Below are 25876 nucleotides of genomic sequence, written 5' to 3' on the forward strand. Positions count from 1 at the left end.
GAAGACCTCTTTTTAGGCTGGCAGCAGACCTGCCTTTCGCAACCAGGATTCCACCTGCTGGCGGGCGCCGTCCACGCGGCTGCCGCGTATGGCGAGCCCTTCGCCTGTCTTCGCGGCAGGGCAGAGACGGCGCAGGTCGGCAGGGGCACTGCCGAGGCCGGAGCCTTCGTGCGTGATGAAGGGGATGAGCGTTTTCCCGTCCAGGGCAGCCGTAGACAGGAAGGTGCGCACCGGTCCGGCAAAGGTGCCCCACCAGCTGGGCGATCCCACAAGGATGACGTCATAGCGGCTGACCATATCCAGCGGATTTTTCAGCGGCGGCAGGAAGCCCTGCTGCTTTTCCTTTTTTGCCTGGCTGACGACCGTGTCATAGTCGCGGGGATAGGGGGTGACGGGTTCCAGATCCAGCAGGTCACAGCCGGTCAGGGCCTGGATGTGCCGGGCGATGGTACGCGTATTGCCCGTATGGGAATAAAAGACGACAAGCATGTGGTGTGCCTCCTGCGCTTGAGGGGCAGCGCGGCCCGTGTCCAGAAGGAACAGGCCGCCTGCGAGGGATGCGAGGGCCATCAGGATCTGACGGCGTCCGTTGTTGTATGTTTCCATGCTGATTTCCTTCATGTTCAGCGGCCGGCGTACTGGCTATCGGTAACGGGTTCCAGCCACTCCACGACCTTGCCGGGCTCTGTTTCCTCACAGATGGAGATACGCGTCATGGCACTGCCGGGAGCGGCTCCGTGCCAGTGCTTGACCTTGGCGGGGCAGATGACCACATCCCCGGCCCTGATCTCCTGGATGGGCTTGCCCCATTCCTGGGTCAGGCCGACCCCGGCGGTGACGATGAGCACCTGTCCCACAGGATGGATATGCCAGTGGGAGCGGGCGCCGGGTTCAAAGGTGACACTGCCGCCGCTGGAGCGCATGGCGTTGTTGGCGGCATACAGGGGATCGATGCGCACGGTCCCGGTGAAAAAGCGTGGGGAGCCTTTGATGGGCGTCTGTTGTCCGCAGCGAATGATCTCCTGGCCGGGCTCCCCGGCGGCTACGGTGGAAGGGGCGATACAGACAGCGGCAAGCAGGCCGCCGCAAAGGAGGAGCAGGGAAGCGAAACGTCGCATGACATGATCTCCTGTCATGACAGGGAAATAAGATCGTAGCGGGCATGGCCCATGCCCATGGTCTCCATATATTCCAGCTGGCGCAGGCCGCTGCGGCTTTCGATGCGTTCCACAAGATCGTGCCGCTGCTTTTCAGGCAGGGCGTAGACCATGTCCACCGAAGCCTGATCCACGGCCAGCAGGTCGGTGGAAGCCAGGATGCCGATATCCGGGGCGGTGGGCTCGGCGGCACTGGTCCCCGCGCAGTCACAGTCCACGGACATGCGGCGCAGGACGTTGATGTACGCCATATGCCCCTTGAAGTGGGTGGTGATGGCCTTGCCGCCCTCCACCATGCGCTCCATGAACAGCGGCCCGCCCGCCCACAGATTGGTGCCGTCGCTGTGCAGCTGTGCCTTGCCTGTTTTGCCTGAAGCGCAGCCGATGGCGATATTCTTGAGCGAGCCGCCAAAACCGCCCATCACGTGGCCCTTGAAGTGGGTCAGCACCAGCATGGAATCGTAGTTGAGCAGGTTCTTGCCCACGGCCACTTCCTTGAGGTGCCGTCCTCCGGGGATGGGCAGGGAGACTTCGCCGTCGGCATCCATGATGTCCACCGGGCAGAAGGTCCAGCCGTTGGTCCGCAGGGTCTCGCGGTGGCCTTCCGTGGTCTGGCGGGGACTGGGGTAGAGGACGTTGCATTCCACGATGGTGCTGTTCGGGATGCGGGCTTGCAGGGCCCGCACCATGTCGCGCGGCAGGATGTTGGGGCCGTGGGGCTCGCCGGTATGGAGCTTGATGGCGATGCGGCCCTGCAACGGGGCACAGACCTTTTCGTAGATGCGCAACAGGCTTTCCGTGGTGATCTCGGGCGTGAAGTACACGGTGGCCTTCGTTTCCGCAGGCCGGGCCTGCAGCGGCAGACTGTGGACAGCCAGGGAGCCCAGGGCAAGGCTGCCGGCCTTGATGAACTGTCTTCGGTTCACGGACATGGCATTTCCTCCGTAATGGGGTGGGGAACATCAGCGCGAGGCGAGCACCTTTCGGGCCACAGTGCGGGCCGCATCCGCCTCCTGGGTGCCGACACGGGCGGCCAGCAGGTCAAGGAAGCTCTCCAGTTCTTCCGGGCTCAGGCCGCAATTCATGGCCCCTCCCATATGGAATTGCAGCTGGCCTCCCAGCCCGGGCAGGCTGGCCAGGGCGGCGATGGTGCACAGTTCGCGCGCTTTGCGGTCGAGCACGTCACGGGCGAAGATGTCCGCAAAAAGATGTTCCTTCAAAAACGTATCGATGACAGGGGCAAAGGCCAGGACGCCGGACGGGGGCTGGATCTCCTTTTGTCCGGCAAGGTCGGCCCGGACACGGGCGCCGTAGGCGTCCCGGTCCAGGGAAGGCGGCAGGGGAGAGGCAGCCTTTCCTTCCGCATCCGTGATGCCCCGGGCACGGCGTTGCTCCAGGACTTCCATGAAGACTTGCAGCCCGTTCAGACTGCGGGGAAAGCCGATGTAGGCGTACAGATGGGTCAGGACTTCCTTGATCTCATTGATGCTCAACCCGGCGTCCAGGGCCTGGATCAGGGCCGGGCGCAGGCGCTCCAGATCGCCATTGGCGGTGTAGGCGGACACGAGCACCATGCTCTGCTGCCGCCCGTCCAGTCCTTTGGCCGGGCTGTTGCCCGCCTGCAGCAGCGGGACCAGGAACATCAGGATGACCAGGAGGGGAAGAAGGGATTGTCGTCGCATGGCAAGCTCCTTGAGGAAGATCACGGAACGAACCTAGCGCGGCCGCAGTAAGGGGGAAATATCAAATCGGCGCTAAAAATTGTCCAATCGTCGCAAGGATGGCGGGAGGGCGAGGAAAGGGGCGGAGTCATCCTGCTTGCGGACAGAAGCGGCTGTGCTTTTGCCCGGTGCCGTCGGGAGGCATAAAAAAAGGGACGGCTGCTGCCGTCCCTTTGAGATCGTTGGCCTGATGTGGCTAGACGTTGAACAGGAAGTGCATGACGTCGCCGTCCTGCACCACATATTCCTTGCCTTCCACGCGCAGCACGCCGTCGGAGCGGCAGGCGGCTTCGCTTTCGTGGCTCATGTAGTCGGCGTAAGAGATGACTTCGGCGCGGATGAAGCCGCGTTCGAAGTCGGTGTGGATGACACCGGCAGCCTGGGGGGCCTTCCAGCCCTTGTGGATGGTCCAGGCGCGCACTTCGTCGGGACCGGCGGTGAAGTAGCTGCACAGGCCCAGCGTGTCGTAGCCGGTACGGATGATGCGCACCAGGCCGCTTTCCGAGATGCCGTAGGAGGAGAGCATCTCGGCCTGTTCCTCGGCGGAAAGGCCCTGCAGCTCTTCTTCCAGTTTGGCGCAGATGCAGGCGAAACCGGAATGGCGTTCTTCGGCCAGCTGCTGCACGCGGGCCACAAAGTCGTTGCCGTCGGCCACGGCGGCTTCGTCCACGTTGGCGCAGTAGATGACGGGCTTGGCGGTCAGCAGGCCCAGTTCACGCCAGGACTGGAGAAAGGTCTCGTTGTCGGGCAGCTCGAAGGAACGGGCGCCGTTACCGGCATTGAGGTGCTCCAGCAGGCCCTGCATGATCTCTGCGGCGGCCTTGGCGTCCTTGCTGCCCTTGGCCATCTTCTGCAGCTTTTCCAGGCGGCGTTCCACGCTCTGCAGGTCGGCCAGCAGCAGTTCGGTCTCGATGGTATCGATGTCGCGCAGGGGATCCACGCTGCCGTCCACATGGGTGATGTTCTCGTCCTCGAAGCAGCGCACCACTTCCACGATGGCGGCGCATTCGCGGATATTGCCCAGGAACTGGTTGCCCAGACCTTCACCCTTGCTGGCGCCGCGCACCAGACCGGCGATGTCGATGAAGTCCACGCTGGCGTGGATGGTCTTCTTGGGCGAGACCTTGGCCGAAAGCGCGTCCACGCGCTCGTCGGGCACGGCCACGGTGGCCTTGTTGGGTTCGATGGTACAGAAAGGATAGTTGGCGGCCTGCGCGTTCTGAGCCTTGGTCAGGGCGTTGAACAGGGTGGATTTCCCCACGTTGGGCAGACCCACAATGCCGATGCTGAGGGACATGGCCTCTCCTTGCGGGCTTGGAAGTTCAGGGCCATGCGCCGGTGGCGCAGGCGGAAAAAAGGCGCAGGAGCGCCCGGAACATGTCGTTGGAATGGGGAGTTTATAGGCAAAAGCCGTACGGCTGGCAAGTGCGGCGGCAGTGGAAGGCCGCATGGGCCGCGGAGGAGGGGCGTCTGCCCCCGGCGTGCGGCACCTTGCGGTGTCCTGACGGCAGGAAAGTGGCGCCGTCGTGCTTCCGCCCCCGTACGGGACTTGGCTTGCCTGCTGAAATAGCATAAGACACTGGCGGCACTTTTGCTGCAAACCAATTTTTTCGAGGTCTGCCATGCAGGAAAAACGTATCAGCCGGGGCATCAGGCTGGGCAAGCTGGCCATCGGCGGCGGCGCGCCGGTGATGGTGCAGAGCATGACCAATACCGATACCCGTGACGTGGAAGCCACGCTGGCCCAGATCGACCGCCTTGTGCGCCGCGGTTGCGAAGCGGTGCGCGTGGCCGTGCCCGACATGACGGCGGCCAAGGCCTTGCGGGCCCTGCGTGACGGTTCGCCCGTGCCCCTCATCGCGGACATCCATTTCGACTACCGTCTGGCGCTGGCCGCCCTGGAAGCCGGGCTGGAGGGCCTGCGCATCAATCCCGGCAACATCGGGCCCCGCGAGCATGTGGACCGCGTGGTGGATGCCGCCAAGGCCAACGGCGCGGTCATCCGCGTGGGCGTCAATTCCGGTTCCGTGGAAAAGCATCTGCTGCAGAAATACGGCGGCCCCTGCGTGGAAGCCATGGTGGAGAGCGCGCTCAGCCATGTGCGCATGCTGGAAGACCGGGGCTTCTACGATACCAAGATCTCCCTCAAGTCTTCCTCGGTGCTCGATACCATCGCGGCCTATCGCCTGCTGGCCAAGTCCTGCGATTATCCGCTGCACATCGGCGTCACCGAGGCGGGCGGGCTCATGCGCGGCACGGTCAAGTCCGCCGTGGGCCTGGGCATTTTGCTGCACGAGGGCATCGGCGATACCCTGCGCGTCTCGCTCACGGCCGATCCTGCCGAGGAAGTGACCGTGGCCTGGGAGATCCTGCGGGCCCTGGGCCTGCGCCGTCGCGGGCCGGAGATCATCTCCTGCCCCACCTGCGGACGTACGGAGATCGACCTCTTCGGCCTGGCGCGTGCCGTGGAGGATGCGCTGGCCGAATCCACGGCGGACATCAAGGTCGCGGTCATGGGCTGTGTGGTCAACGGCCCCGGCGAGGCCCGCGAGGCCGACCTGGGCGTGGCCGGCGGCCGCGACAAAGGCATCATTTTCCGCAAGGGGGAAGTCATCCGTTCCGTCAAGGGACAGGACGCCCTGCTCGCGGCTTTTATGGAAGAACTTCAACGACTGCTTAAAGAAAAGGAAACTCACTGATGCGTTTCAGCTCCACCTACATCCCCACGCTCAAGGAATCCCCTTCCGAAGCGGAAGTGGTCAGCCACAAGCTGCTGCTGCGCGCCGGCATGGTCCGCAAGCTCACCTCCGGCGTGTACATCTACCTGCCTCTGGGCCTGAAGGCCCTGGAAAACGTGCAGCGCGTGGTGCGCGAGGAAATGGACGCCGCCGGTTTCTCCGAGCTGCTCATGCCCATGGTCATCCCCGGCGACCTCTGGAAAGAGACCGGCCGCTGGGAGTACTACGGCAAGGAGCTGCTGCGCTTCAAGGACCGCAACGACCGCGACTACTGCCTTGGCCCCACGCATGAGGAAGTCATCACCGACCTGGTACGCGGCGAAGTGCGCTCCTACCGTCAGCTGCCCGTGCGCCTGTACCAGATCCAGACCAAGTTCCGCGACGAGATCCGCCCCCGCTTCGGCCTGATGCGCGGCCGTGAATTCGTCATGAAGGACGCTTACTCCTTCGATTCCAGCGATGCCGGTGCCGATGAAAGCTACAAGCTGATGTACGACGCCTACTGCCGCATCTTCAAGCGTCTGGGCCTGCGCTTCCGCGCTGTGGAAGCTGATACCGGCTCCATCGGCGGCAATTTCTCGCACGAGTTCATGGTGCTGGCCGATACCGGTGAAGACACCATCGCCGCCTGCACCGAATGCAGCTATGCCGCCAACGTGGAACGCGCCGAAGTGGTCTGGAACGGTACGCCCTGCACCGAGACCTGCGCCCCCTATGAAAAGGTCGCCACGCCCGCGGCCCACACCGTGGAAGAAGTGAGCGCCATGCTCAAGGTGGCTCCTTCGCAGGTGGTCAAGACCATGCTCTTCGTGGTGGACGGCAAGACCGTGGCCGTGCTGGTGCGCGGCGACCGCGAAGTCAACGACATCAAGCTCAAGAATCTGCTCAACGCCACCACCGTGGAACTGGCTCCGGCCGCCGTGGTGGAAAAGGTGACGGCCGCGCCTCTGGGCTTTGCCGGTCCCGTGGGCCTGGATGTGCCCATCTATGCCGACCTCGAGCTGCAGGGTGCCACCGACTACGTGGTGGGCGCCAATGCCGCTGACGCGCATCTGGTGCACGTGGACCTGCGCCGCGACGTGAAGGTCACCTCCTACGCCGACCTGCGCTGCATCACTCTGAGCGATCCCTGCCCGCGCTGCGGCGGTGCCATCGAGCTGCCCAAGGGCATCGAAGTGGGCCACATCTTCAAGCTGGGCACCAAGTACAGCGACGCCATGCATGCCGTGTATCTGGACGAGAACGGCAAGGAAAACGTCATGATCATGGGTTGCTACGGCATCGGCATCTCCCGTGTGGTGGCCTCTGCCATCGAGCAGAACCACGACGAGCACGGCATCATCTTCCCGCCCACCGTGGCTCCTGTGGAATGCATCCTGCTCAACCTCGACCCCGGCAAGGAAGAAGTCCGCGCCAAGGCCGAAGAGATCTACGCCATGCTGTGCAAGGCCGGTGTGACCGTGCTGCTGGATGACCGCGAAGAGCGCCCCGGCGTCAAGTTCAAGGATGCCGACCTCATCGGTGCGCCCATGCAGCTGGTGCTGGGCGGCAAGGGCCTGTCCCGCGGCGTGCTGGAATGCAAGGACCGCCGTACGGGCGAAAAGGGCGAGCTGCCCGTGGACGCCCTGGAAACCGCACTGCCCCAGTGGATGGAAGGCGTGCGCAAGGCCTGGGCCGAGCGCCGCGCCTAGGACGGCTGACAGCGGAGCCCCTGCATGCCCGCTGCGTGTGAACAAGAGCGCATCCTGTCCGTTACTGAGCTGACGGACAGGATGCGTCGTACTCTGGAGGGGACCTTCCCCTTCGTCTGGGTCCGGGGCGAGATAGGAGAACTGTCTTTCCCCGGATCCGGGCATATCTATTTTACCCTCAAGGATGCCGGTGCCCAGCTGCAATGCGTCTGGTTCCGGGACCGCCAGATGCGCGGCCGGAATTTCGACCCCCTGACCGGCGAGATCTTTGCCGAGCCCCGGCCGGACCCCGTGCGCCTGCTGCGGCAGGGCTCCGAACTCTTCTGTGCCGGACAGATCAGTGTCTACGGGCCGCGCGGCAGGTACCAGCTGATCGTGGAGCTGGTGCAGGCCGGAGGGCAGGGCCTGCTGGCCCAGGCCTTTGAGGAGCGCAAACAGGCGCTGGCTGCCCGCGGTTTTTTTGCTGCGGAGCGCAAGCGTCCGCTGCCTGCCAGCCCCAGCCGCGTGGCACTGGTGACGTCGCCTGCCGGGGCCGCCATCCATGACTTCATGGAACTGGCTTCCGTGCGGGGCCTGGGGGCCGAAGTGCGCCTGTTCCCGGTGCGGGTACAGGGCGAAGGCGCTGCCGGACAGATCTGTCGGGCCTTGGACGAGATCAACCGCCAGGGCTGGGCTCAGGTCGCGGTGATCATCCGGGGCGGCGGTTCACTGGAAGATCTTTGGTGCTTCAACGAGGAAGAAGTGGCGACAGCCATCTTTGCTTCCAAGATCCCGGTGCTGGCCGGTATCGGCCATGAAGTGGACGTGACCCTGGCCGATATGACGGCCGACGTGCGTGCGGCCACTCCGTCCCACGCGGCCCAGCTGCTCTGGCCCTTGCGGCGCGAATACTGGCAGCGGCTGGACGAGCTTTCGCTGGCGCTGGAACGCGCACGGCAGGGATGGCTGCAACGGCAGGAAGACCGGCTCCGGCGTTGCGAGCGTGGCCTGCGCCTGTGTTCGCCTGCACGCCGTCTTGAAGGGGCGGAGCTGCAATTGCGGCAGTGGCAGCAACGTCTGCTCCAGGCCGGGGAACGTTTGTTGCGGGATCGCGAACAGCGCCTGCAGCACAGTCAGGAGCGTTTGCGGGCCCTCACGGGGCCGGGGCGGCTGGCGCATCTGCAGCAGCGTCTTGCCCTGCTGGAACAGAAGGTTGGCAATGCCGCACATCTGCTGGTGCGCGGCCGTGAGCAGGTCGTGCGGGACTATACGCGTGATCTGGCGCGTCTGGGGCAGGAGGCTGCCTCGCGTCGCGGGCACGAGCTGGAATGTCTGGAGCTGCGCCTTGCGGCCTGCAATCCGCTGGCTCCGCTGGGACGCGGCTATGCCGTGGTACGTACGGCCAAAGGGCGCGTGCTTGCTTCGGCCGGGCAGGGCCGTGCCGGGCAGGACGTGCGCATCCTGTTGCAGGACGGGGAGCTGGAAGCCAGGGTCACTGCAGTGCATCCGCATGACGGGCAGGGAGGGGATCATGCCTGAGCAGTTTTCATTTTTCCAACGGCCGCTCAGCGGCATCCTGGGGGCAGTGGCCCTGCTCCTGCTATGGGCTTTCCCGGCCATGGCGGCCATGCATCTGGACGTTCCCGCACGGGCAGCCCGCGGCGAGGCCATCCGTGTGCAGGCCTCCGGTGACGGACCGGCCCGCCCTGTGACCGTCTTCTGGCTGGAGCGCGAGCATGTCATGGCGGCACAGCCGTCGGGGAGCGGCTGGCAGGCGGAGTTCCTGCTGCCCGTGCCGCTGGACAGCGGCGCCAAAAGCCTTGTCCTGAAAGCACGGACGCAAGACGGCCGACAGGCGGAGGCCCGTGTGGCCTTGTTCGACAAAAAACGTCCCGTGCAGGCCCTGCGGGTGGACAAAAAATATGTGGACCCGCCGGCAGCAGTGCAGGAACGCATCCGCAAGGACCGGGAAAAGGCCGGCAAGGCTTTGGACAACTACAGCCCGGAACGTTTGTGGACGGCCCCTTTTGCGCGGCCCGTGCCGGGGGGCGTGTCCAGCAAGTTCGGGCTCAAGCGGGTCTTCAATGACCAGCCGCGTGGCGTGCATCGCGGGCTCGACCTGCGCGGTGCGGAAGGGACGCCCATCCTGGCCTGTGCCGACGGCCGGGTCGTGCTGGCCGACGATTTGTATTTTTCCGGCAATGCCGTATATATTGACCACGGGCAGGGAGTGTTCACTTCCTACCTGCACATGTCCCGAATCCTTGTCCGGCCGGGCGATGTGGTCCGGCGTGGCCAGATCATCGGCAAAGTGGGATCCACGGGGCGGGTCACGGGGCCGCATCTGCACCTTTCCCTGATCGTCCTGGGGCAGGCGGTGGACCCGGAACCCTTGCTGGAAGCACGTCCCGCTGCCCGGAGATGATGAAGCATGAAAGCCAGAACGACCAAGAAGAACCTGACTTTTGAAGAACGCATGGCGCGCCTGCAGGAGATAGTGGAAGCCCTGGAGAACGGGCAGCCGTCGCTGGAAGAGGGGATGGCCCTGTATCAGGAGGGCATGGAATGTTCCCTGCAATGCCGGCGCCAGCTGGAACAGGCCCGGCAGCAGCTGACGGTCTGGCAGGAAGGACAGGTCCGGGCGTTCCGGCCGGAAGAAAATATGGAAGATTCCCTGCAACAGAGTGTGGAGCAACGATGATGATGTCTACAGAAGCCATGAAGTCCCTGCTGAAAGAACGCGGGAAGCTGGTGGAAAGCTATCTGGCGACCTGTCTTGACGGGCAGGAGATGCCGCCCCGGTTGCGGGAATCCATGCTGTACAGCCTGCAGGCGGGCGGCAAGCGTCTGCGTCCCGTCCTGTGCCTGAGCTGTGCCGCCCTGTGCGGCCTGAAAGCGGAGGACGTGCTGCCCTTCGCCTCCGCCATCGAGATGGTCCATACCTATTCCCTGATCCACGACGACCTGCCCGCCATGGATGACGACGACCTGCGCCGCGGCAAGCCGTCCAATCACAAGGCCTTCGACGAGGCGACGGCCATCCTGGCCGGAGATGCCCTGCTGACGGATGCCTTCGCCCATATGTGCCGGGTGGAACTGCCCGCCGGTCAGGTGCTGCGGGCCATGGCGGAATTTGCCCGTGCCGCCGGTTCGTCCGGCATGGTGGGCGGACAGGAATGGGACATGCTCTACACCGGCCTGCCGCCCGTGAGCATGGCGGAGCTGCGCCGCATGCACGCCATGAAGACCGGAGCCCTGTTGCGGGCCTCCTGCGTGTGCGGTGCGCTGCTGGCCGGTGCCGCGGACGATGTGTGCGAGCGCATCGGCCGTTACGGTGCCGCGCTGGGGGTGGCTTTCCAGATCGCGGACGACATCCTGGATGTCGTTTCGGATACGGCCACTCTGGGCAAGCCTGCCGGCAGCGATGCCGAACAGGGCAAGAACACCTATCCGGCGCTGGTGGGCCTTGACGAAAGCCGTCGTCTGGCCCGCGAGCAGGCGGATGCCGCCTGTGCCGCGCTGGCCGGTTTCAACGGCCCCGAAGCCGAATTCCTGCGTGCCCTTGCCGAGTACACCATCACGAGAGCGGCCTAAAAGATGACGGAGAATACTGCACAGTCCCTGCTGGACAGCCTGATCTCACCGAAGCAGGTGATGGATCTTTCTGACGAACAGCTCCCGGTGCTGGCTGCGGAGCTGCGCAAGCGCATCATCGATGTGGTGTCCAAGAACGGCGGGCATCTGGCCCCCTCGCTGGGGGTCGTGGAATTGACCCTGGCCCTGCTGCATACCTTCAATATGGAGCAGGACAAGATCGTCTGGGACGTGGGGCATCAGGCCTACGCCTACAAGCTGCTGACCGGACGCGCCTCCCAGTTCCACACCCTGCGTACCCTGGGAGGCCTTGCGGGCTTTCCGCGCCGCAGTGAGAGCCCGTATGACCGCTTTGGGGTGGGGCATTCCTCCACATCCATCTCCGCGGCCCTTGGCATGGCCATGGCCCGTGACCTGGCCGGCGGCAAGGAGCATGTGCTGGCCGTCATCGGTGACGGCTCCCTGACCGCGGGCGAGGCCTTCGAAGGCCTGAACCTGGCCGGACATATGGGACGTCGGCTCATCGTGGTGCTCAACGACAACGAGATCTCCATCTCGCCCAATGTGGGCGCCCTGTCCCTGTTCCTGAGCCGTACGCTGTCCCGGCGCTGGGTACGGCAGACGCGCAAGGATGTGCTCCAGCTTTTACGCTCCATCCCCCGTATCGGCCAGAAGCTGGCCCTGTACGCCATGCGCGGCGAATGGAGCTTCAAATCCTTTTTCACGCCCGGCATGCTGTTCGAAGCCTTCCGCTTCACCTATATCGGGCCTGTGGACGGGCACGACCTGCCCGCTCTGTGCCGTCATTTGCAGATGGCGGCAGCCGTGGAAGACGGGCCGGTGCTGCTGCATGTGCGCACCTGCAAGGGCAAGGGCTATGCCCCGGCGGAGAAAGATCCCACGCATTTCCATGGTGTGGGCCACTTTGAGCCGGAAACGGGCCTGCTCATCCCCAGCAGCAACAAGACGCCTTCCTTTACCGGCATCTTCGGCAAGACACTGGTCGAGCTGGCGGAAAAAGATGACCGCCTGCTGGCCATCACGGCAGCCATGCCCGAAGGCACGGGGACGAACCTTTTTGAAGAGCGCTTCCCGGAGCGTTTCGTGGACGTGGGCATCTGCGAACAGCACGCCGTCACCTTTGCCGCCGGTCTGGCGGCCAGCGGCTTCCATCCCGTGGTGGCCATCTATTCCACGTTCCTGCAGCGTGCCTATGACCAGATCGTCCATGACGTCTGCCTGCAGAAATTGCCCGTGACCTTCTGTGTGGACCGGGCAGGTCTGGTGGGCGAGGACGGGGCCACGCACCACGGTGTCTTCGATATCGCCTATCTGCGCCATATCCCCGAGATGACCCTGCTGGCCCCCCGTGACGAGAACATGCTGCGCCATTGCCTGCTGACGGCCACCACGTCCGGTGGGCCCTGCGCCGTGCGCTATCCGCGCGGTGCCGGTATGGGAGTCCCGCTGGATGCCGAGCTGCGTCTGCTGCCTTCTGCCCAGGGTGAGATCGTGCAGGACGGGGAGCGGGTGGCCATCGTGGCCGTAGGCAATCGCGTGCGCCCGGCTCTGGAAGCCGCGGCAGCCATCGAAAAGGAATTCGGCTTCCGGCCGCTGGTCTTCGATCCCATCTGGCTCAAGCCGCTGCCTGCGGTGCAGCTGGCCGAGATCGCCCGCACATTCGACAACGTCGTCTTTGTGGAAGAAGGTTGCCTGGCAGGTGGTTTTGCCTCGGCCGTGCTGGAACGCTGGGCCGATGACGGCCTGTTGCGCGGCCAGCGTATCCGCCGACTGGGTATCGGCGATGCCTTCGTGGAGCACGGGACTCAGGCCCAGTTGCGCGAACTGGTGGGCCTGCGGGCACCGGACATCATCCGGGCCGTGCGGGAACTGGTCCTGAAGGACTGATCATTTTATTGCATCAACGGGAACGAAAGGAGCGTACCTGCCGGTACGCTCTTTTTTTATGTATGCTGGGGAAAAGAAGGCCGGGCGCGCGATTTTGGGATGAGGAAGATCCCAGAGGGATAGCGTTCCGGCAGGAGGATGGAAGGTAATAGGCAGACGTTGGCGAAGATATGCGCACAGGGAACAGGCCTTCTGTACGGAGGGGGAAAGGCCGGGAATCTGCTGCTCTTGCCGCCGGATGCAGTGCCTCAGTTTTTCTGGGCGCTTTGCCGGTTTTCGACATAAAAGCGGATGCTGCCCCCTTTGAGATGGGCCATGATATTGCCGGGCAGCTGGAAGGTGGTGCCGCCCCGGCCATCCTGCCAGGCTTGGTCAAGGGCCAGCAGCGTGGCGGAACGGGCCTGACCGCCGGAAAGGCGGGCCAGCCGGGCAACGGCCCGGTGGTAAAGACGCAGCCTCAGGGCCGCATGCGCCCCCCGCAACAGGGCGCGGGGCAGGGTGATGCTGCCGGAGGCCTCCTGCCAGGGCGTACGGGCAAGATGGCGTTCCAGCTCCTGCTGCCAGTAGTCCCCGTCGATACCGGCCAGTTCCCAGAGATGCAGGCAGGCTTCCTCAAGACGGGGGTTCTCCTGCCGCAGGAGGGGGAGGACGGTATGCCGCAGGCGATTGCGGGTATAGCGGGTATCCGCGTTGCTGCTGTCTTCCCGCCAGAGGATGCCGCAGTGGTGCAGAAGCTCTTTCAGAGCACGGTTATCCGTACGGAGCAGGGGACGCAGCAGATGCCGTTCCGCATCTTCGGCCCGCATGCCGCCCAGTGCCGGCCAGCCGGTACCGCGCAGGAAGCGGAGCAGCTGGTCTTCGGCCACATCGCTCCGGTGATGCCCCAGCAGGATGGCTGTGGCGCCACATGCCAGTCTGGCCTGCTCCAGCAGGGCATAACGCGCCAGCCTGGCTGCCTCCTCCGTTCCCAGACCGTCTTGCCGTGCCAGGCGGGCCACATCTGCCGTCAGGATGCGGCAGGGGATGCGCCAGTCCTGACAGAGCCGGGCCACGAAGGCGGTATCCTCGGCGGATTCCGGACGCAGCTGATGGTCCACCGTTGCCACATGCAGCCGCCAGTTATGCCGGGGGGCCAGCAGGACCATGATGAACAAAAGGGCTGTCGAATCCGCACCGCCGGAAACGGCCAGCAGCCAGCTTTTTCCGTCAGCCATCTTCAGGCCGTCACGACAAAAACGCTCCACATCCAGGCACAGACGGGCCAGCCGGGACGGGAGCGTTTGCAGTTCGGGGATGGGGATCATGCCGCAGGGCATTCCGCTTAGTTGGGGATATTGAGTTCTTTCAGGGTATCCGTGATGTAGTCCATCATGTGGCGCTGCAGCTCGGGCGAGGCATAGGCCACGCATTCACAGCGGATGCGGCCCCGGGCTCGCACCAGCAGCTCCAGACGCAGGCTGGTCTCTTCGCATTCCAGCGCCATGACATAGGGGCCGCACTGGCTTTCGTGTTCCTTCTGCACGGCGCTGAGCATATGGGCGGGGATGGGCAGCCAGTAGATGCCGTCCAGTCCGGCGCCCAGATCCATGGCATCCAGATGTTCGCACAGACGCTTGGTCTCTTCGGCACGCAGGTCATCGATGAGGAAATAGCGCATTATTCGTGCTCTCCGTTGTTCCGGGCACTACAGGTACAGCCCTGGTCAAGGTTGAAGATGCGGCGCATGAGGCTGATGCGCGGCGCGCTGCCTTCCTGCGACATGGTACCGCGCTTGAGGAACATGATGGGGTCGTGGTTCAGCTTGCGGACCAGAGCCAGTGCCATGACTTCGATGGCTTCGCGCGTGGCGTCATCCACATGGCCCAGACGTTTCAGGGTGCGGGCCACTTCTTCATGGGCGGCGTTCTCGCCATGCTGGATGAGATCCACGATGGTGGGCTGCACGTCCAGACTGCACAGCCACTGCCGGAAGATGTCCACTTCCTCGTCCACGATCTCGGCGGCTTTCTGGGCCTCGTCGCGACGGGTGGCCAGGTTCTCTTCCACCACTTCCTTGAGGTCGTCGATATCGTAAAGATAGACGTTGTCCAGGCCGTTGACGTCGGGGTCGATGTCACGGGGGACGGCGATGTCGATGAAGAACATGGGCCGGTTCTTGCGCGCCTTGAGCACACCGCGGATGTCACGGGCGCGGATGACGGGATCCGGTGAACCGGTGGATGTGATGATGATGTCCACTTTCGTCAGATGGGACGCCAGGGACTCGAAGGGCAGGGCTCGGCCATTGAACTGGCGCGCCAGCTCTTCACCGCGCGAGAACGTGCGGTTGGCCACCAGAATCTCGTCCACACCGGCCTGGAGCAGGTGGGTGGCGGCCAGTTCGGCCATTTCGCCGGCGCCCACCAGCATGGCCTTGTGGTGCTGCATCTCGCCGAAGATGCGCTTGGCCAGTTCCACGGCGGCATAACTGATGGAAACGGCGCTGGAGGCCACGGCGGTCTCGGTACGCACACGCTTGGCCACGGAAAACGCCTTGTGCAGCAGGCGGTTGAGGATCACGCCGGTGGCATGGCAGGCGGCCGCCTTGCGGTAGGCGCTCTTGAGCTGTCCCAGGATCTGGGGCTCGCCCAGGATCATGGAGTCCAGACTGGAAGCCACGGAGAACAGGTGCCGCACGGCATCCATGTTCTTGTAGATGTAGACATAGGGCCGGAGCTCTTCGGGGTCGGTACCGCGTGCGGTGGCCCAGCGTTCCAGGATACGGCCCGCCACATCGCCATGACCGGTGGCAAGCAGTTCCACACGGTTGCAGGTGGAAAGGATCATGGCTTCACCGATGACGTCGTCACACGGCAGGGCCCAGTTTTCCCGGCTGCAAAAATCCACAAGGGCGAAACGTTCGCGCACGTCCACACCGGCGGTGCGATGGTTCAGGCCAACAAGTACGATATCACAATCCATATCAACGTCGGTGGATTAAGGTTTGATGAAGGAATGATGCGTTTCCATCAGGGTATTGACGACCACGATGGAGAAAAGGCTCAGGCCGAAGACCAGCACCATCAGGCGGGCAGGCTTGCGGCCGCGCCAGCCGGTAGCCAGACGGCCATGGAACACATAGGCCATGAGCAGCCAGACGATGATGCTGACCACTTCCTTGGGGTCACCGGTGAAGGTGGCACCGTAGACGGGCTTGGCCCAGAACAGGCCGGAGACGACACCCAGCGTGTACAGCGGGAACGAAGCCGCCACGCCGAAGGCATTGATCTTGTCCAGCAGGGAAAGGGCCGGCATGTCCTGCCAGAAGCCTTCCATGCGTTGCTTGCTCTTGATGCGCCGTTCCAGGAACAGGAACAGGGAGCTGGCGGCAAAAGCCAGCGTCATGAGGCCCATGCTGAGGAACAGCGCCCCCACGTGCAGGGCGTAGAAAGACCCCTTGAGCTGGGGAGGCACCTGCACCACGGCGGAGAGATACGGGGCGGAAACGGCAAAGAGGATGAGGGCCAGCGGCGTGGCCAGCAGGAGCAGGGCTTCCTGCTTGTACCGCAGGCGGCTGACAAGCCCGCACAGCAGGACGAACCAGGCCAGCATCTGCAGATAGCCGCCAAGGCTCAGGCCCGTGGGCATGGTCTTGTGGAAGCCGAGCAGGAGGGAGAACGTCTGGCAGACGAATCCCAGTCCCGCCAGCCAGCAGCCCAGCCGCCGCCAGAAGGCATTGCGCAGCAGCATGCCGGCCAGACCGGCCACAGTGGCAGCGCCGTAACAACACAGGGTCAGTAGGGTGGAGGTCTCAGGCGATAACATCAAGCAACTCCGGGATGCGGTCGTGCAGCTTTGGCGGCAGCAGGGCCTGCAGACAGCGCAGGCACGCCTGCCGGTCGCCCTGTTGCAGATGATCCTGCAGGGGCGACTGGGCCAGAGCGCGGAACAGGGCCGTATTGTGCCCTGTCTCGTCGTGCAAGGCAAGGACCATGGGACGCAACCGTCCCATCAGACGGACCATTTTCTGGCGGGCGTCCAGCCAGGTCGTCAGTTCGCCCTTCCAGCGTCGGGAAAGGGCCGGGCTGGCGCCGCCTGTGGAAAGGGCCAGCGCCATGCTGCCGGACCGGGCCACGGCGGGCACGATGAACGAGCCTTCCGCAGGGGCATCGATACAATTGCACAGGATATGGCGTTCGCGGCAAAGAAGGGCGATATGCCTGTTGACCACGGCGTTGCCCGTGGCGGCAAAGACCAGCTGGCGACCGTCCAGGTCCTCGTCACGGAAGGGCCGCTGCTCAAAACGGACGCAGGGCTGTTCCAGCAGTGGAAGCAGGTCTGCGGCAGGGGCTTCCATGTCCAGAGCCAGGATGGAAGCCGGTGCGCAATGCAGCAGCCCTTGCAGTTTGCGGCTGCCGACACCTCCCAGCCCGGCCACGAGACAGTGCATGCCGCTCAGGTCCAGAAAAAGGGGATAGAAATTTTTTTCAGGGGATTCGTGAGGCATGGGCAACTTCCCGGTAGCGGCCCGGACGCACGACAGCCAGCATGCCTCCCTCAAAAAGGCGGCACACTGGCTGTCGCATCGGCTAGAGCCGGATCAGTTCCATAAAATAGGGCAGAGTGAAGCCCATGGACAGCAGCAGCCCGATCACAAGGGCAGGCTTCTGGCGCAGCGGCGTGGCACTGCGGGCGACCAGGGTCCAGAGCAGGGCAGGCAAAAGCCAGAGCAGCACACGCAGGCTCTGGAAAATGGCATCCTGCTGCATGAACACGCCGGTGGTCTGCCAGGTCTGCCAGATCTCCAGCCCGCTGGAGGCCACCAGCAGCAGCCAGAGCAGGACCCAGGCGTTGCGGGCCCAGCGCGTGCACCAGGGGACCATGGTATTGTAGTAGTCCCGGCCAAAATCATCGGCCTTGCGGCGCAGGAGCAGCCACACGGCGCCAAAGGCACCGGCAAGGGCAAAGATCAGGGGCAGGGTGTAGCACAGGGCGCTCAGGTAGGCCTGACCGAACTGGGGCGTGAACAGCTGCGGGATGGTGATGCTGCTGGCCTCGGGCAGGGAAAGGGCATTGTACAGGCGGGTGACGGCCATGACGCCCACACAGGTCATCAGGCCCTGCAGGAAAGCGATGACGCCCAGGATGATGTGCAGCACAGGGTAATTGGTCAGGAATTTCCAGAGCATGAAGTAGCAGCAGGAAACGATGACCGAAAAACCGAACATCATCCAGGTGGCTTCACTGAGCAGGACGATGATGCTGTAGGAATCGAAGCCGTCCAGCGCCAGGATGAGCCACAGGCGGCCCCCCAGCAGCATGAGCCAGCCCAGCATCATGCTCAGGCAGGCCAGTTGCCGCGCACATTTGTTGTAAGCGGAACGCTTGCGCCGCAGGGCTACGATCTCGCCGCAGATGGCGATGCAGGTAAGGCCGAAATAGGCATAGAGCAGGGCAAAGGGTACGATGATGCTCCCCATGTCCAGCCCTGTCTGCAGCAGCGGATTGTCAGCGATGAAGGCGCGTACGCTCTCTAAAAAGTTCCCCATTGTTCCTCCAAAGATTCACCGGATCCCGGTTCTCCGGCAGGGAGACGCCGAGTTCGTGTTGGTTGTGCCTCAAAAATGGCCGTGCTGCAAGCAGCGCTTGCATTGCCGGAGCGCATCGGGCAGAAAAAAGACAGGAGTCTCCCATGAAAGCACATGCCCTCAGTCTGTCCTTGTTGCTTGCGGTCCTGCCTGCCCTGTCGCATCCCGTGGCCATTCCGGCCGCAGACGCGCAGCGATCGCAGAAAAGCTGGCAGCTGCCGTGGTCTGATGGCGGCGGGCCCGTGCACGCCTACCGCGGCCCCGTGCGGGAGGAGTACCTGCAGTGTGACCAGGGGCAATGCCCCCTGCCTGCCCACGAAGGAGGCGCCCCAGCCAGCGGTCCGTCCGAAGGCCTGTCGCCCGAGGTGGAGCCTGCGGCACCCACGCGACAGGATGCCCCTGTGGCGCAGGGCAAGGCTGGGGAAAAGGCGGATCTGCCTGTCGCAAAAGGGCAGGAGATACATTCGGAGCAAGAGATCCCGTCCCGGGAAAAACGTCCGTCCTCCACCGCCGCGACCGCCAGTCCTGCTGCCGGGAAGGGCATGACGGCCCCGTCACAGGAGGTTCCCTCCGCACAGGCACCCTCCGGGGATCCCAAAAAGAAACAGTCCGCCGCCGCTTCCAGACCGGCGGCAAATAAGGCGTCCGGCCCTTCCTCGGCGCAACAGCTTGACGGGGCGGCTCAAGGCGTAGCTCCTGCTCCCGGCGCAGATAGCTCGTCCGATGGCGCGACAGCGGACACCTCTGTGCCCGTCACCGATGAAAAAGCCGCCTATCAGGCGGGGCTGGATCTTATATTGTCGGGGCGTCTGGATGAGGGCATGGCCCGGATGCAGGCCTTGCTGGATCAGCATCCTTCCGGAGCGTATGCGGCCAATGCCGAATATTGGCTGGGTGAGGCCCTGTCCAGCCAGGGCCGGAACGAAGAGGCCCTGAAACACTTCCGTAATGTGGAGGCCCGCTATCCCAAGCATCATAAGAATGCCGATGCCCTGCTGCGTACCGGGATGATTTTGAGGCAGCAGGGAGATGCGGCAGGCGCCGGCAAGGCTTTCCGGCAGGTGGTGCAACGCTTCCCCGCGTCCGCAGCGGCCGCTATCATCCGCAAAAAAGGACTCGTGCAGCCATGACGGATACCGAAGCGCCCCTGTCCGTCCGCTGGGGCGATATGGATGACCGTGCCCGTCGCGAATACTGGGCCGGTCTTGCCCTGCGCCATTGCCGCGGTCTGGGGGCCCGCTCGTGCTGCCGCCTGCTCCGCCATTTCGGCTCGGCCTTCGCCGCGCTGGAAGGCCGGGAAAGATGGGCCGATGCCGGAGTGGACCGGGGCAAGGCCGCCGAGATCTCCACGGGGTCGTGGCGGGTCACGGCCCGGACGGAGTGGGATGCCGTCCGTGATCTGGACGCTGTCATCGTCCAGTGGCATGAGGCGGCTTATCCGGCCCTGCTGCGTACACTGCCAGACGCCCCGGTCCTGCTGTACTGCATGGGGGATCTTTCCTTGCTGGCCAATCCGGCCGTGGCCGTCATCGGCTCGCGCAAGGCGACGCCCCGGGGACAGGCCCTGGCCGGGCATATGGCGGGGGCCTTCGCTTCCTGGGGCATCACGGTGGTCTCGGGCATGGCCTGGGGCATCGACAAGGCGGCGCATGAGGCCGCGCTGGACAGGACAGGCAGCAGCATCGCCGTGCTGGGGACGGGCATAGATGTCCCGTATCCCCGGGCCAACATCCGGCTGTATGACAGGATGGCGGCAAAGGGACTGCTGGTCTCCGAATTTGCTCCCGGCATACCGGCCCTGCGGGAGAATTTCCCCATCCGCAACCGCATCATCAGCGGTCTTTCCCTGGGGGTGATCGTGGTGGAGGCCGCCAGCCGCTCCGGGACCCTCATCACTTCGCGTCTGGCGCTGGAGCAGGGGCGGGAAGTCTATGCCGTACCGGGAGCGGCCCTGTCCGGCCAGAGCCTGGGCTGCCAGGAACTTGTCCGGCAGGGAGCCAAGCCGGTGTTCGCGCCGGAGGATGTGCTGGAAGACCTTGCCGGGCCATTGCGCGATTTTGGCGTGCAGGCCGAACATCTGACACGGGAAGCCGCGGAGCGCCGTCGCCGGGCCGAAGCCGAAGGCACGGGCCTGTCCCGCACTCTTTTTGCCTGTATGCCGCCGGAAACGGATGCGCCAGCGCGAAAGGTCGATCCCGGCGACGGGGAAGGGGCTCCGGCACAAGGGACGGACGGGGAGACGGATACCGCTGCCCCGGCACAGGACAATATCGTCCCGTTGTTACGGGAGCAGGGCCCTTTGCACGTGGATGCCCTGGGGGCCGCTCTGGGACGCAGCCCTGCCGAGCTGGCGCCGGTGCTGCTGGGACTGGAGATAATGGGCCGCATCCGGCGCTTGCCGGGCGCGCGTTACGAGGCCGTATAGATGGGACGACATATCGAAAAGGACACGATGGAAGAGGAGCTCGATCCCCGCACCACCCTGGAGATAGAATCTTTCCTGGCCTGGCTGGACGTGCAGCGGGGCCTTTCGCCCACGACGCAGATCGCCTATGGGACGGACCTGCGCCAGCTGGCCCTTTTCCTTGCGCAGCGTGGTGCCAGTCTTGCCCGTCCTGCCGAGGTGAGCAAAAAGCATATCCAGGCCTGGCTGGCCCGTCTGTACGCGCTGGGAGAAGCCAAAAGCACCATGGCCCGCAAGCTCGCGGCGGCGCGGACGTTCTTCCGCTATCAGCAGCGCATGGGGCGCACGGAAAACAATGTGGCGGCCCAGGTACGCAACCCCAAGCAGGAGCAGCGCCATCCCCGCGTCCTTAATGTGGATCAGGCTTTTGCCGTGCTGGATACCCCTGATGCCCTGGCCGGGACAGGTTCTCCCCGTATCCCTCCTGCCACCGGTGATGCCCTGGCGGCCCGGGACCACGCCCTGGCGGAACTGTTGTACGGCTCCGGCCTGCGCATCTCCGAAGCCCTGGGGCTCGACGTGACGGATCTGCGGCTGGACGAGAGCGTCGTCCGCGTCTTCGGCAAAGGGGCCCGCGAGCGCATGTCGCCGTTGTCGGACACGTCCGTGACGGCGTTGCGGGCCTGGCTCGAGCAGCGGGGCACGCTGGCACCGGAAGGAGAGAAAGCCCTGTTCGTAGGGGCACGGGGCGGTCGTCTCGATCGCCGTGAAGCCATGCGCCGCATAGAAAGGCTGTGCCGTAACGCAGGGGTGGAGCCCGTCTCGCCCCACGCCCTGCGGCATTCGTTCGCGACCCATCTGCTGGATGCCGGTGCCGACCTGCGCAGCGTACAGGAGCTGCTGGGGCACCAGCGCCTGACCACGACACAGCGCTATACGCGGGTCAGTCTGGAGCGGCTGATGCACCTGTATGATGAAGCGCATCCGAGGGCACAGAAAAAATAAAAAAATCACAAGTTCGTCATAAAAGTGAAAAATAGATAAAAAATCAATGAGATAAATTTTGTTTTGCGGTAAAACGGGTCAGGTTTTTTTTTATGGGGGGCTTGGCAAGCCCCAGGTCTTGTGCTAAAGGTAACAAGCGTAAGGCAACTTACACACGTAACTGTGCAACGAAATTCCCAAAGAGGAGATATACCATGGCTGCACTCGTTCTTGGTCACATGAACCCCGATACCGACAGCATCATTTCCGCCATCGCCGCTGCTGACCTGTACAGCAAGCGTGGCTTTGAAGTCACCCCCGCCGCCCAGGGTGCTCCTACCCCTGAGACCGAATTCGTGCTGAAGAAGTTCGGCCTGACCGCTCCTCAGGTTGTGGAAGATGTGGCCGGTAAGGACCTGTACCTGGTTGACTACTCTGACCTGGCCCAGGCCCCCAAAGGCATGGACTCCGCCACCGTGCTGGGTATCGTTGACCACCACAAGCTGGGCGATGTGACCACCTCCAGCCCGCTGGAAGCCTGGATCTGGCCCGTGGGCTGCACCGGCACCGTGCTGAAAAACATGTACGACTTCTACGGCGTGGAACTGCCCAAAGCCATCGCCGGTGGCCTGCTGTGCGCCATCCTGTCCGACACCGTGATGTTCAAGTCCCCCACCTGTACCGAAGCTGACAAGAAGGCCGTGGAAGCCCTGGCCAAGGTCGCCGGCGTGGAAGACGTCATGGCCCTCGGTATGGAAATGTTCACCGTGAAGAGCGCTGTTGACGGCGCCTCCATGTCCGACCTGGTCTTCCGTGACTACAAGGACTTCGACATGAACGGCAACAAGGTCGGTATCGGCCAGCTGGAAGTCGTCGACCTGTCCATCCTCGACAAGGTGAAAGACGGCCTGAAAGCCGAAATCGCCAAGGTCAAGGGCGAAGGCCGCCACAGCGTGTTCCTGCTGCTGACCGACATCATGAAGGAAGGCTCTGAAATGCTGATCGTCTCCGATGATCCCGCCGTGGTCGAAAAGGCCTTTGGCGTGAAGCCCGACGGCGACAGCGTGTGGCTGCCCGGCGTGATGAGCCGCAAAAAGCAGGTCGTGCCCAACTTTGAAAAGGCCTTCAAGTAAGGTTTTTGCTCAAAGCTGATATGGGGCCGCTCCTTCGGGGGCGGCCCTTTTTGTTTGGAAAAACGCCGTTACCATGTGTGCCAGAACAGCAGAGCCAGTTCGAGAGGGGCGTTAAAATGCCGGATCAGGATGTCCCCTGCAGGGTGCCGGAATCGCTTGGAAGCATACACCGGCTTGAGGTGCGGGCTGCCGGGACTATCGTCACTGGGCCAAGATGGAACGATCCTGATTTGGTAAAGCATGGATCCGTTGCCGCACGACAGGGCAGCACGACGACGCAGCTTTGAAGCGAAGAAGCCTTTTCAAAGTCAGGTCCGGTATGGGGCGATGCCAGGCCATAGAGAAAACTGCGGAAAAGATTCACAGGGAAGCGTTGCTAGGGCATATCCGTTCCATCCCCACCTTTTTGTCCAGAACTAGGTAAAGTATTCCCGGGCAGTGAAAGTCCGGTGAAAGATTTGCCAGTGCCGTTACCGGTGCAGGTCCAGTACCATCGCCTGCCGGAGCTAACCAACGGCCAGCTAAATAACAAAAGCGGCCTGCCCCAGAAGGACAGACCGCTTTTGTTGCTATTTGCGGCACAGGGAACGGGATGAAGGGCAGAGAGCTCTTTTATTCCCGGCGCCTGTGTCGCGCTCCGGTACAGGCTATTTATTGGGGAACAGCTCCCGGGCCTTTTCCGCGAAGCGGCGGCCGAAGATCTCGAAATCGGCCTTGCATTCTTCATAATGGTTGCCCACGGCATCCAGAGCCACAGGCCCCAGATGGATGTAGGGCTTGCCGTGGGCAGCGCCGCCGGAATAGACCAGCATGCCCTTGACCAGCATGTGGGGCAGCAGGGTCATGATGGCCACATCGGCTCCGCCCTGGGCGTAGTGGGCGGTGGCGAAGACCCCGCCCAGCTTGCCGGCTAGCTTGATGCCGCGGGAACCTTCATCGAACCACTGCTTCATCTGCCAGCAGGTATTGGCCAGGTAGGTGGGCGTCCCGAAAATGACACCGGCGCACTGGTCGATATAGTCGGCATCCATGGCTTCTTCCACGGAGAAGAAGCGGGTCTCGCCACCTTCGGCGGCCAGACCGCGGGCGATGACTTCGGCCATCTCACGGGTATGGCCGGTCTTGCTGTAATAGATGATGGCAAATTTCATGTTCTGGATCTCCTTCAGGAGGCAGCCGCAAGGGCTGCCTGCCGGTTTACATCTGTCCCAGCATGCGCGGCACAAAGGTCGAAAGATCGGGGAAGATGATGATGACCACCAGGGCCAGCAGGGAGGCAAAGATCAGCGGCAGGGCCGCCTTGCTGATGCGTTCCATGCTGATGCCGCTGATGTTGGCGCCTACATACAGGTTCACGGCCACGGGCGGCGTCACCTGTCCCACAGCCAGGTTGACCGTCATCATGATGCCGAACCAGACGGGATCCCAGTTGAAGTGGGCCATGATGGGCAGCATGAACGGCAGGAAAACGTAATAGATGGAAATGGCGTCCAGCAGCATCCCCGCCAGCAGCAGGATGATGTTGATCATCAGCAGGACGATCCACTGGTTGTCCGAAACAGCCAGAAGCACGGCGGAGCCTTTTTCCACCAGGCCCACAGTGGAGGCCACCCAGGAGAAGAGGCCCGCACAGGTCACCACCAGCATGACCACGGCCGTGGCCCGGATGCTGGCCGCGAAGATCTCGACCAGGATGCTGATGCTGTTGATGGTGCGGTAGATGAACACCCCCACGAACAGACCGTAAAACACGGCCACGGCGGCAGCTTCCGTGGGAGTGAACACGCCGCCGTAGATGCCGCCCAGGATGACCACAGGCGTCATGACCCCCCAGAAGGCTTCCTTCAGGGCGGTGCCCACGCTCTTGCCGCTGGCCTGTCCCCTGTAGCCCCGTTTACGGGAGATGATGAGCACGGCCGCCATGATGAACAGGGCCACCACGATGCCCGGCACGAAACCGGCAGCGAACAGGGCAGGTACGGAGACATCGGCCACGCTGCCGTACACGATGAAGGCGATGCTGGGCGGGATGACGATGGCAAGGCCCGAAGTGACGGAGACGGTGGCCGCGGCAAAGGCCTTGTCATAGCCTGCCTTGGCCATGCCCGGGATCAGGATCAGGCCCAGGGCCGCCACGGTGGCAGGGCCCGATCCGCTGACGGCACCCCAAAAGGTGGCCACCGCCACGGTGGCCAGCGCCAGGCCGCCGGTCATGGAGCCTACCAGGGCTTCCATCAGGGCCACGATACGCGCGGCGATGCCGGAACGCTCCATGATATAGCCGGCCAGGATGAAGAAGGGGATGGCCAGCAGGGGAAATTTGGCTATCCCCGCAAAAAAGTTGTAGGAAAGCATACTGAAGCCCAGGTCCCACTGCCAGACGACGACCAGGGCGGAAAAGCCCAGGGCCAGCGCGATGGGCACACGCAGGATCAGCGGGATGGCGAACAGGACCAGCAGCCAGAAAGCCGGATCGTGCAGCAAGGATGTGGTTTCCACACGGGCCTCCTAATAGCTGCCGCTGCGCAGGTCAGCGCAGGCTCGTTGCAACATGCGAAACATGGTCAGCACAGAAAAAAGCGGGGTGGCGATGGTATACCACCAGACAGGGACGGCCAGCGCTTCGGAAATGACTTCCAGTTCGTATTCGTCCCGTACTTCCAGCCAGCCCGTCCAGGCCAGGGCCCCGAAAAAGCCGAGGCAGAGCGCCATGGAGAGCAGATAGCAGCAAAAGCGTAGCGACTTGGGCAGGGCATCATACAGGATGCTCATGCCCAGGTGGCTGCCGTCACGGAAAGAGCGGGCCGAACCGAGCAGGACGATCCAGACGAAGAAGTTGATGGTCAGCTCCTCAGTCCAGGCAAAAGAAAACGGTGTGCAATAGCGCACGACCACATTGACGAAGGCGATGGTCACCATCACCGCCAGCAGCAGCGCGCCCAGCATCTCTTCCAGGCGCGTATCCAGAAAACGCAGCATCGAATCCATCCGGTGGTTGAA

25 protein-coding genes are annotated in these 25876 nt (G+C 63.6%); 11 read left to right on the plus strand and 14 right to left on the minus strand.

Annotation, left to right across the window (positions count from 1 at the left end; genetic code table 11):
• Nucleotides 1-12 precede the first annotated feature (12 nt).
• From DESPIG_RS04290 to ychF, 5 genes are all read right to left on the minus strand, one after another.
• Nucleotides 13-606 (minus strand): flavodoxin, encoded by a 594-nt coding sequence (locus tag DESPIG_RS04290; protein ID WP_246118371.1) that lies wholly within the window; start codon nt 604-606, stop codon nt 13-15.
• 17 nt (nt 607-623) lie between these two features.
• Nucleotides 624-1118 carry a (R)-mandelonitrile lyase gene (locus tag DESPIG_RS04295; protein ID WP_147589068.1) on the minus strand — a complete coding sequence of 165 codons (495 nt, stop codon included), beginning with the start codon at nt 1116-1118 and terminating at the stop codon, nt 624-626.
• Nucleotides 1119-1132: 14 nt separating this feature from the next.
• Nucleotides 1133-2089: a DUF362 domain-containing protein gene (locus DESPIG_RS04300; protein WP_006005431.1), complete on the minus strand. Its 957-nt coding sequence runs from the start codon at nt 2087-2089 to the stop codon at nt 1133-1135.
• Nucleotides 2090-2119: 30 nt separating this feature from the next.
• Nucleotides 2120-2839 carry a carboxymuconolactone decarboxylase family protein gene (locus DESPIG_RS04305; RefSeq protein ID WP_050760262.1) on the minus strand — a complete coding sequence of 240 codons (720 nt, stop codon included), beginning with the start codon at nt 2837-2839 and terminating at the stop codon, nt 2120-2122.
• Nucleotides 2840-3074: 235 nt separating this feature from the next.
• The gene (gene ychF, locus DESPIG_RS04310) at nt 3075-4175 is read right to left on the minus strand and encodes a redox-regulated ATPase YchF (protein WP_006005438.1); all 1101 of its coding nucleotides are present in this window, start codon (nt 4173-4175) and stop codon (nt 3075-3077) included.
• Nucleotides 4176-4500: 325 nt separating this feature from the next.
• On the opposite strand from ychF, the gene ispG reads away from it, so the two are divergent.
• From ispG to dxs, 7 genes are read left to right on the plus strand one after another with little or no spacing between them, the layout of a single operon-like run.
• Nucleotides 4501-5577, plus strand: coding sequence for a flavodoxin-dependent (E)-4-hydroxy-3-methylbut-2-enyl-diphosphate synthase (ispG, locus tag DESPIG_RS04315; protein ID WP_006005442.1), 1077 nt, complete (start codon nt 4501-4503; stop codon nt 5575-5577).
• The gene (locus tag DESPIG_RS04320; RefSeq protein WP_006005444.1) at nt 5577-7307 is read left to right on the plus strand and encodes a proline--tRNA ligase; all 1731 of its coding nucleotides are present in this window, start codon (nt 5577-5579) and stop codon (nt 7305-7307) included. Before ispG ends, DESPIG_RS04320 begins: the two co-directional genes overlap by 1 nt.
• 24 nt (nt 7308-7331) lie before the next feature.
• Nucleotides 7332-8825, plus strand: a complete 1494-nt coding sequence (gene xseA / locus DESPIG_RS04325) for an exodeoxyribonuclease VII large subunit (RefSeq protein ID WP_006005446.1) — start codon at nt 7332-7334, stop codon at nt 8823-8825.
• Nucleotides 8818-9711, plus strand: a complete 894-nt coding sequence (locus DESPIG_RS04330; protein ID WP_147589069.1) for a M23 family metallopeptidase — start codon at nt 8818-8820, stop codon at nt 9709-9711. Before xseA ends, DESPIG_RS04330 begins: the two co-directional genes overlap by 8 nt.
• A 6-nt stretch (nt 9712-9717) precedes the next feature.
• Nucleotides 9718-9987 (plus strand): exodeoxyribonuclease VII small subunit, encoded by a 270-nt coding sequence (gene xseB / locus DESPIG_RS04335; protein WP_006005450.1) that lies wholly within the window; start codon nt 9718-9720, stop codon nt 9985-9987.
• The gene (locus DESPIG_RS04340) at nt 9987-10880 is read left to right on the plus strand and encodes a polyprenyl synthetase family protein (RefSeq protein WP_040369394.1); all 894 of its coding nucleotides are present in this window, start codon (nt 9987-9989) and stop codon (nt 10878-10880) included. The genes xseB and DESPIG_RS04340 overlap by 1 nt, the downstream gene beginning before the upstream one ends.
• Nucleotides 10881-10883: 3 nt before the next feature.
• The gene (gene dxs, locus DESPIG_RS04345; protein ID WP_006005455.1) at nt 10884-12788 is read left to right on the plus strand and encodes a 1-deoxy-D-xylulose-5-phosphate synthase; all 1905 of its coding nucleotides are present in this window, start codon (nt 10884-10886) and stop codon (nt 12786-12788) included.
• Between the two features lie 248 nt (nt 12789-13036).
• Here the strand turns inward: dxs and tilS are convergent, their stop codons facing one another.
• The 6 genes from tilS to DESPIG_RS04375 form a co-directional block, all read right to left on the minus strand.
• Entirely contained in the window at nt 13037-14092 is a 1056-nt protein-coding gene (tilS, locus tag DESPIG_RS04350) for a tRNA lysidine(34) synthetase TilS (protein ID WP_006005459.1), read from the minus strand.
• A gap of 17 nt (nt 14093-14109) precedes the next feature.
• Complete coding sequence (locus tag DESPIG_RS04355) at nt 14110-14445, minus strand: hypothetical protein (protein WP_006005461.1); 336 nt, start codon at nt 14443-14445, stop codon at nt 14110-14112.
• Nucleotides 14445-15749, minus strand: a complete 1305-nt coding sequence (hemA, locus tag DESPIG_RS04360; protein WP_006005463.1) for a glutamyl-tRNA reductase — start codon at nt 15747-15749, stop codon at nt 14445-14447. Before hemA ends, DESPIG_RS04355 begins: the two co-directional genes overlap by 1 nt.
• A gap of 15 nt (nt 15750-15764) precedes the next feature.
• Nucleotides 15765-16592: a cytochrome C assembly family protein gene (locus tag DESPIG_RS04365; protein WP_006005466.1), complete on the minus strand. Its 828-nt coding sequence runs from the start codon at nt 16590-16592 to the stop codon at nt 15765-15767.
• The gene (locus tag DESPIG_RS04370; protein ID WP_006005468.1) at nt 16579-17274 is read right to left on the minus strand and encodes a precorrin-2 dehydrogenase/sirohydrochlorin ferrochelatase family protein; all 696 of its coding nucleotides are present in this window, start codon (nt 17272-17274) and stop codon (nt 16579-16581) included. The genes DESPIG_RS04365 and DESPIG_RS04370 overlap by 14 nt, the downstream gene beginning before the upstream one ends.
• 82 nt (nt 17275-17356) lie before the next feature.
• Nucleotides 17357-18316 (minus strand): hypothetical protein, encoded by a 960-nt coding sequence (locus DESPIG_RS04375; RefSeq protein WP_006005470.1) that lies wholly within the window; start codon nt 18314-18316, stop codon nt 17357-17359.
• Between the two features lie 785 nt (nt 18317-19101).
• Here DESPIG_RS04375 and ybgF point away from each other — a divergent pair.
• The 4 genes from ybgF (at nt 19102) to DESPIG_RS04395 (ending at nt 22876) form a co-directional block, all read left to right on the plus strand.
• Nucleotides 19102-19485, plus strand: a complete 384-nt coding sequence (ybgF, locus tag DESPIG_RS14015; protein WP_169304808.1) for a tol-pal system protein YbgF — start codon at nt 19102-19104, stop codon at nt 19483-19485.
• The gene (gene dprA, locus DESPIG_RS04385) at nt 19482-20780 is read left to right on the plus strand and encodes a DNA-processing protein DprA (RefSeq protein WP_006005474.1); all 1299 of its coding nucleotides are present in this window, start codon (nt 19482-19484) and stop codon (nt 20778-20780) included. Before ybgF ends, dprA begins: the two co-directional genes overlap by 4 nt.
• Nucleotides 20781-21764: a tyrosine recombinase XerC gene (locus DESPIG_RS04390; RefSeq protein WP_006005475.1), complete on the plus strand. Its 984-nt coding sequence runs from the start codon at nt 20781-20783 to the stop codon at nt 21762-21764. It abuts the gene before it with no gap.
• 194 nt (nt 21765-21958) lie between these two features.
• Nucleotides 21959-22876 (plus strand): manganese-dependent inorganic pyrophosphatase, encoded by a 918-nt coding sequence (locus DESPIG_RS04395; RefSeq protein ID WP_040369259.1) that lies wholly within the window; start codon nt 21959-21961, stop codon nt 22874-22876.
• Between the two features lie 647 nt (nt 22877-23523).
• On the opposite strand, the gene DESPIG_RS04400 is transcribed toward DESPIG_RS04395, so the two are convergent.
• Genes DESPIG_RS04400 through DESPIG_RS04410 form a run of 3 tightly spaced genes read right to left on the minus strand, consistent with a single transcriptional unit; the run spans nt 23524 to nt 25855 of the window.
• A complete protein-coding gene (locus DESPIG_RS04400; protein ID WP_006005480.1) occupies nt 23524-24027 on the minus strand; it encodes a flavodoxin family protein in 504 nt (167 codons plus the stop codon).
• Nucleotides 24028-24073: 46 nt separating this feature from the next.
• Entirely contained in the window at nt 24074-25375 is a 1302-nt protein-coding gene (locus DESPIG_RS04405; RefSeq protein WP_211204910.1) for a TRAP transporter large permease, read from the minus strand.
• 9 nt (nt 25376-25384) lie between these two features.
• On the minus strand, nt 25385-25855 hold the full coding sequence (locus DESPIG_RS04410) for a TRAP transporter small permease (protein ID WP_040369261.1): 471 nt from the start codon (nt 25853-25855) through the stop codon (nt 25385-25387).
• Nucleotides 25856-25876: the final 21 nt, after the last annotated feature.

Origin of the sequence: Desulfovibrio piger ATCC 29098, assembly GCF_000156375.1 — a bacterium.
In the GTDB taxonomy this organism is placed as follows: Bacteria; Desulfobacterota; Desulfovibrionia; order Desulfovibrionales; family Desulfovibrionaceae; genus Desulfovibrio; species Desulfovibrio piger.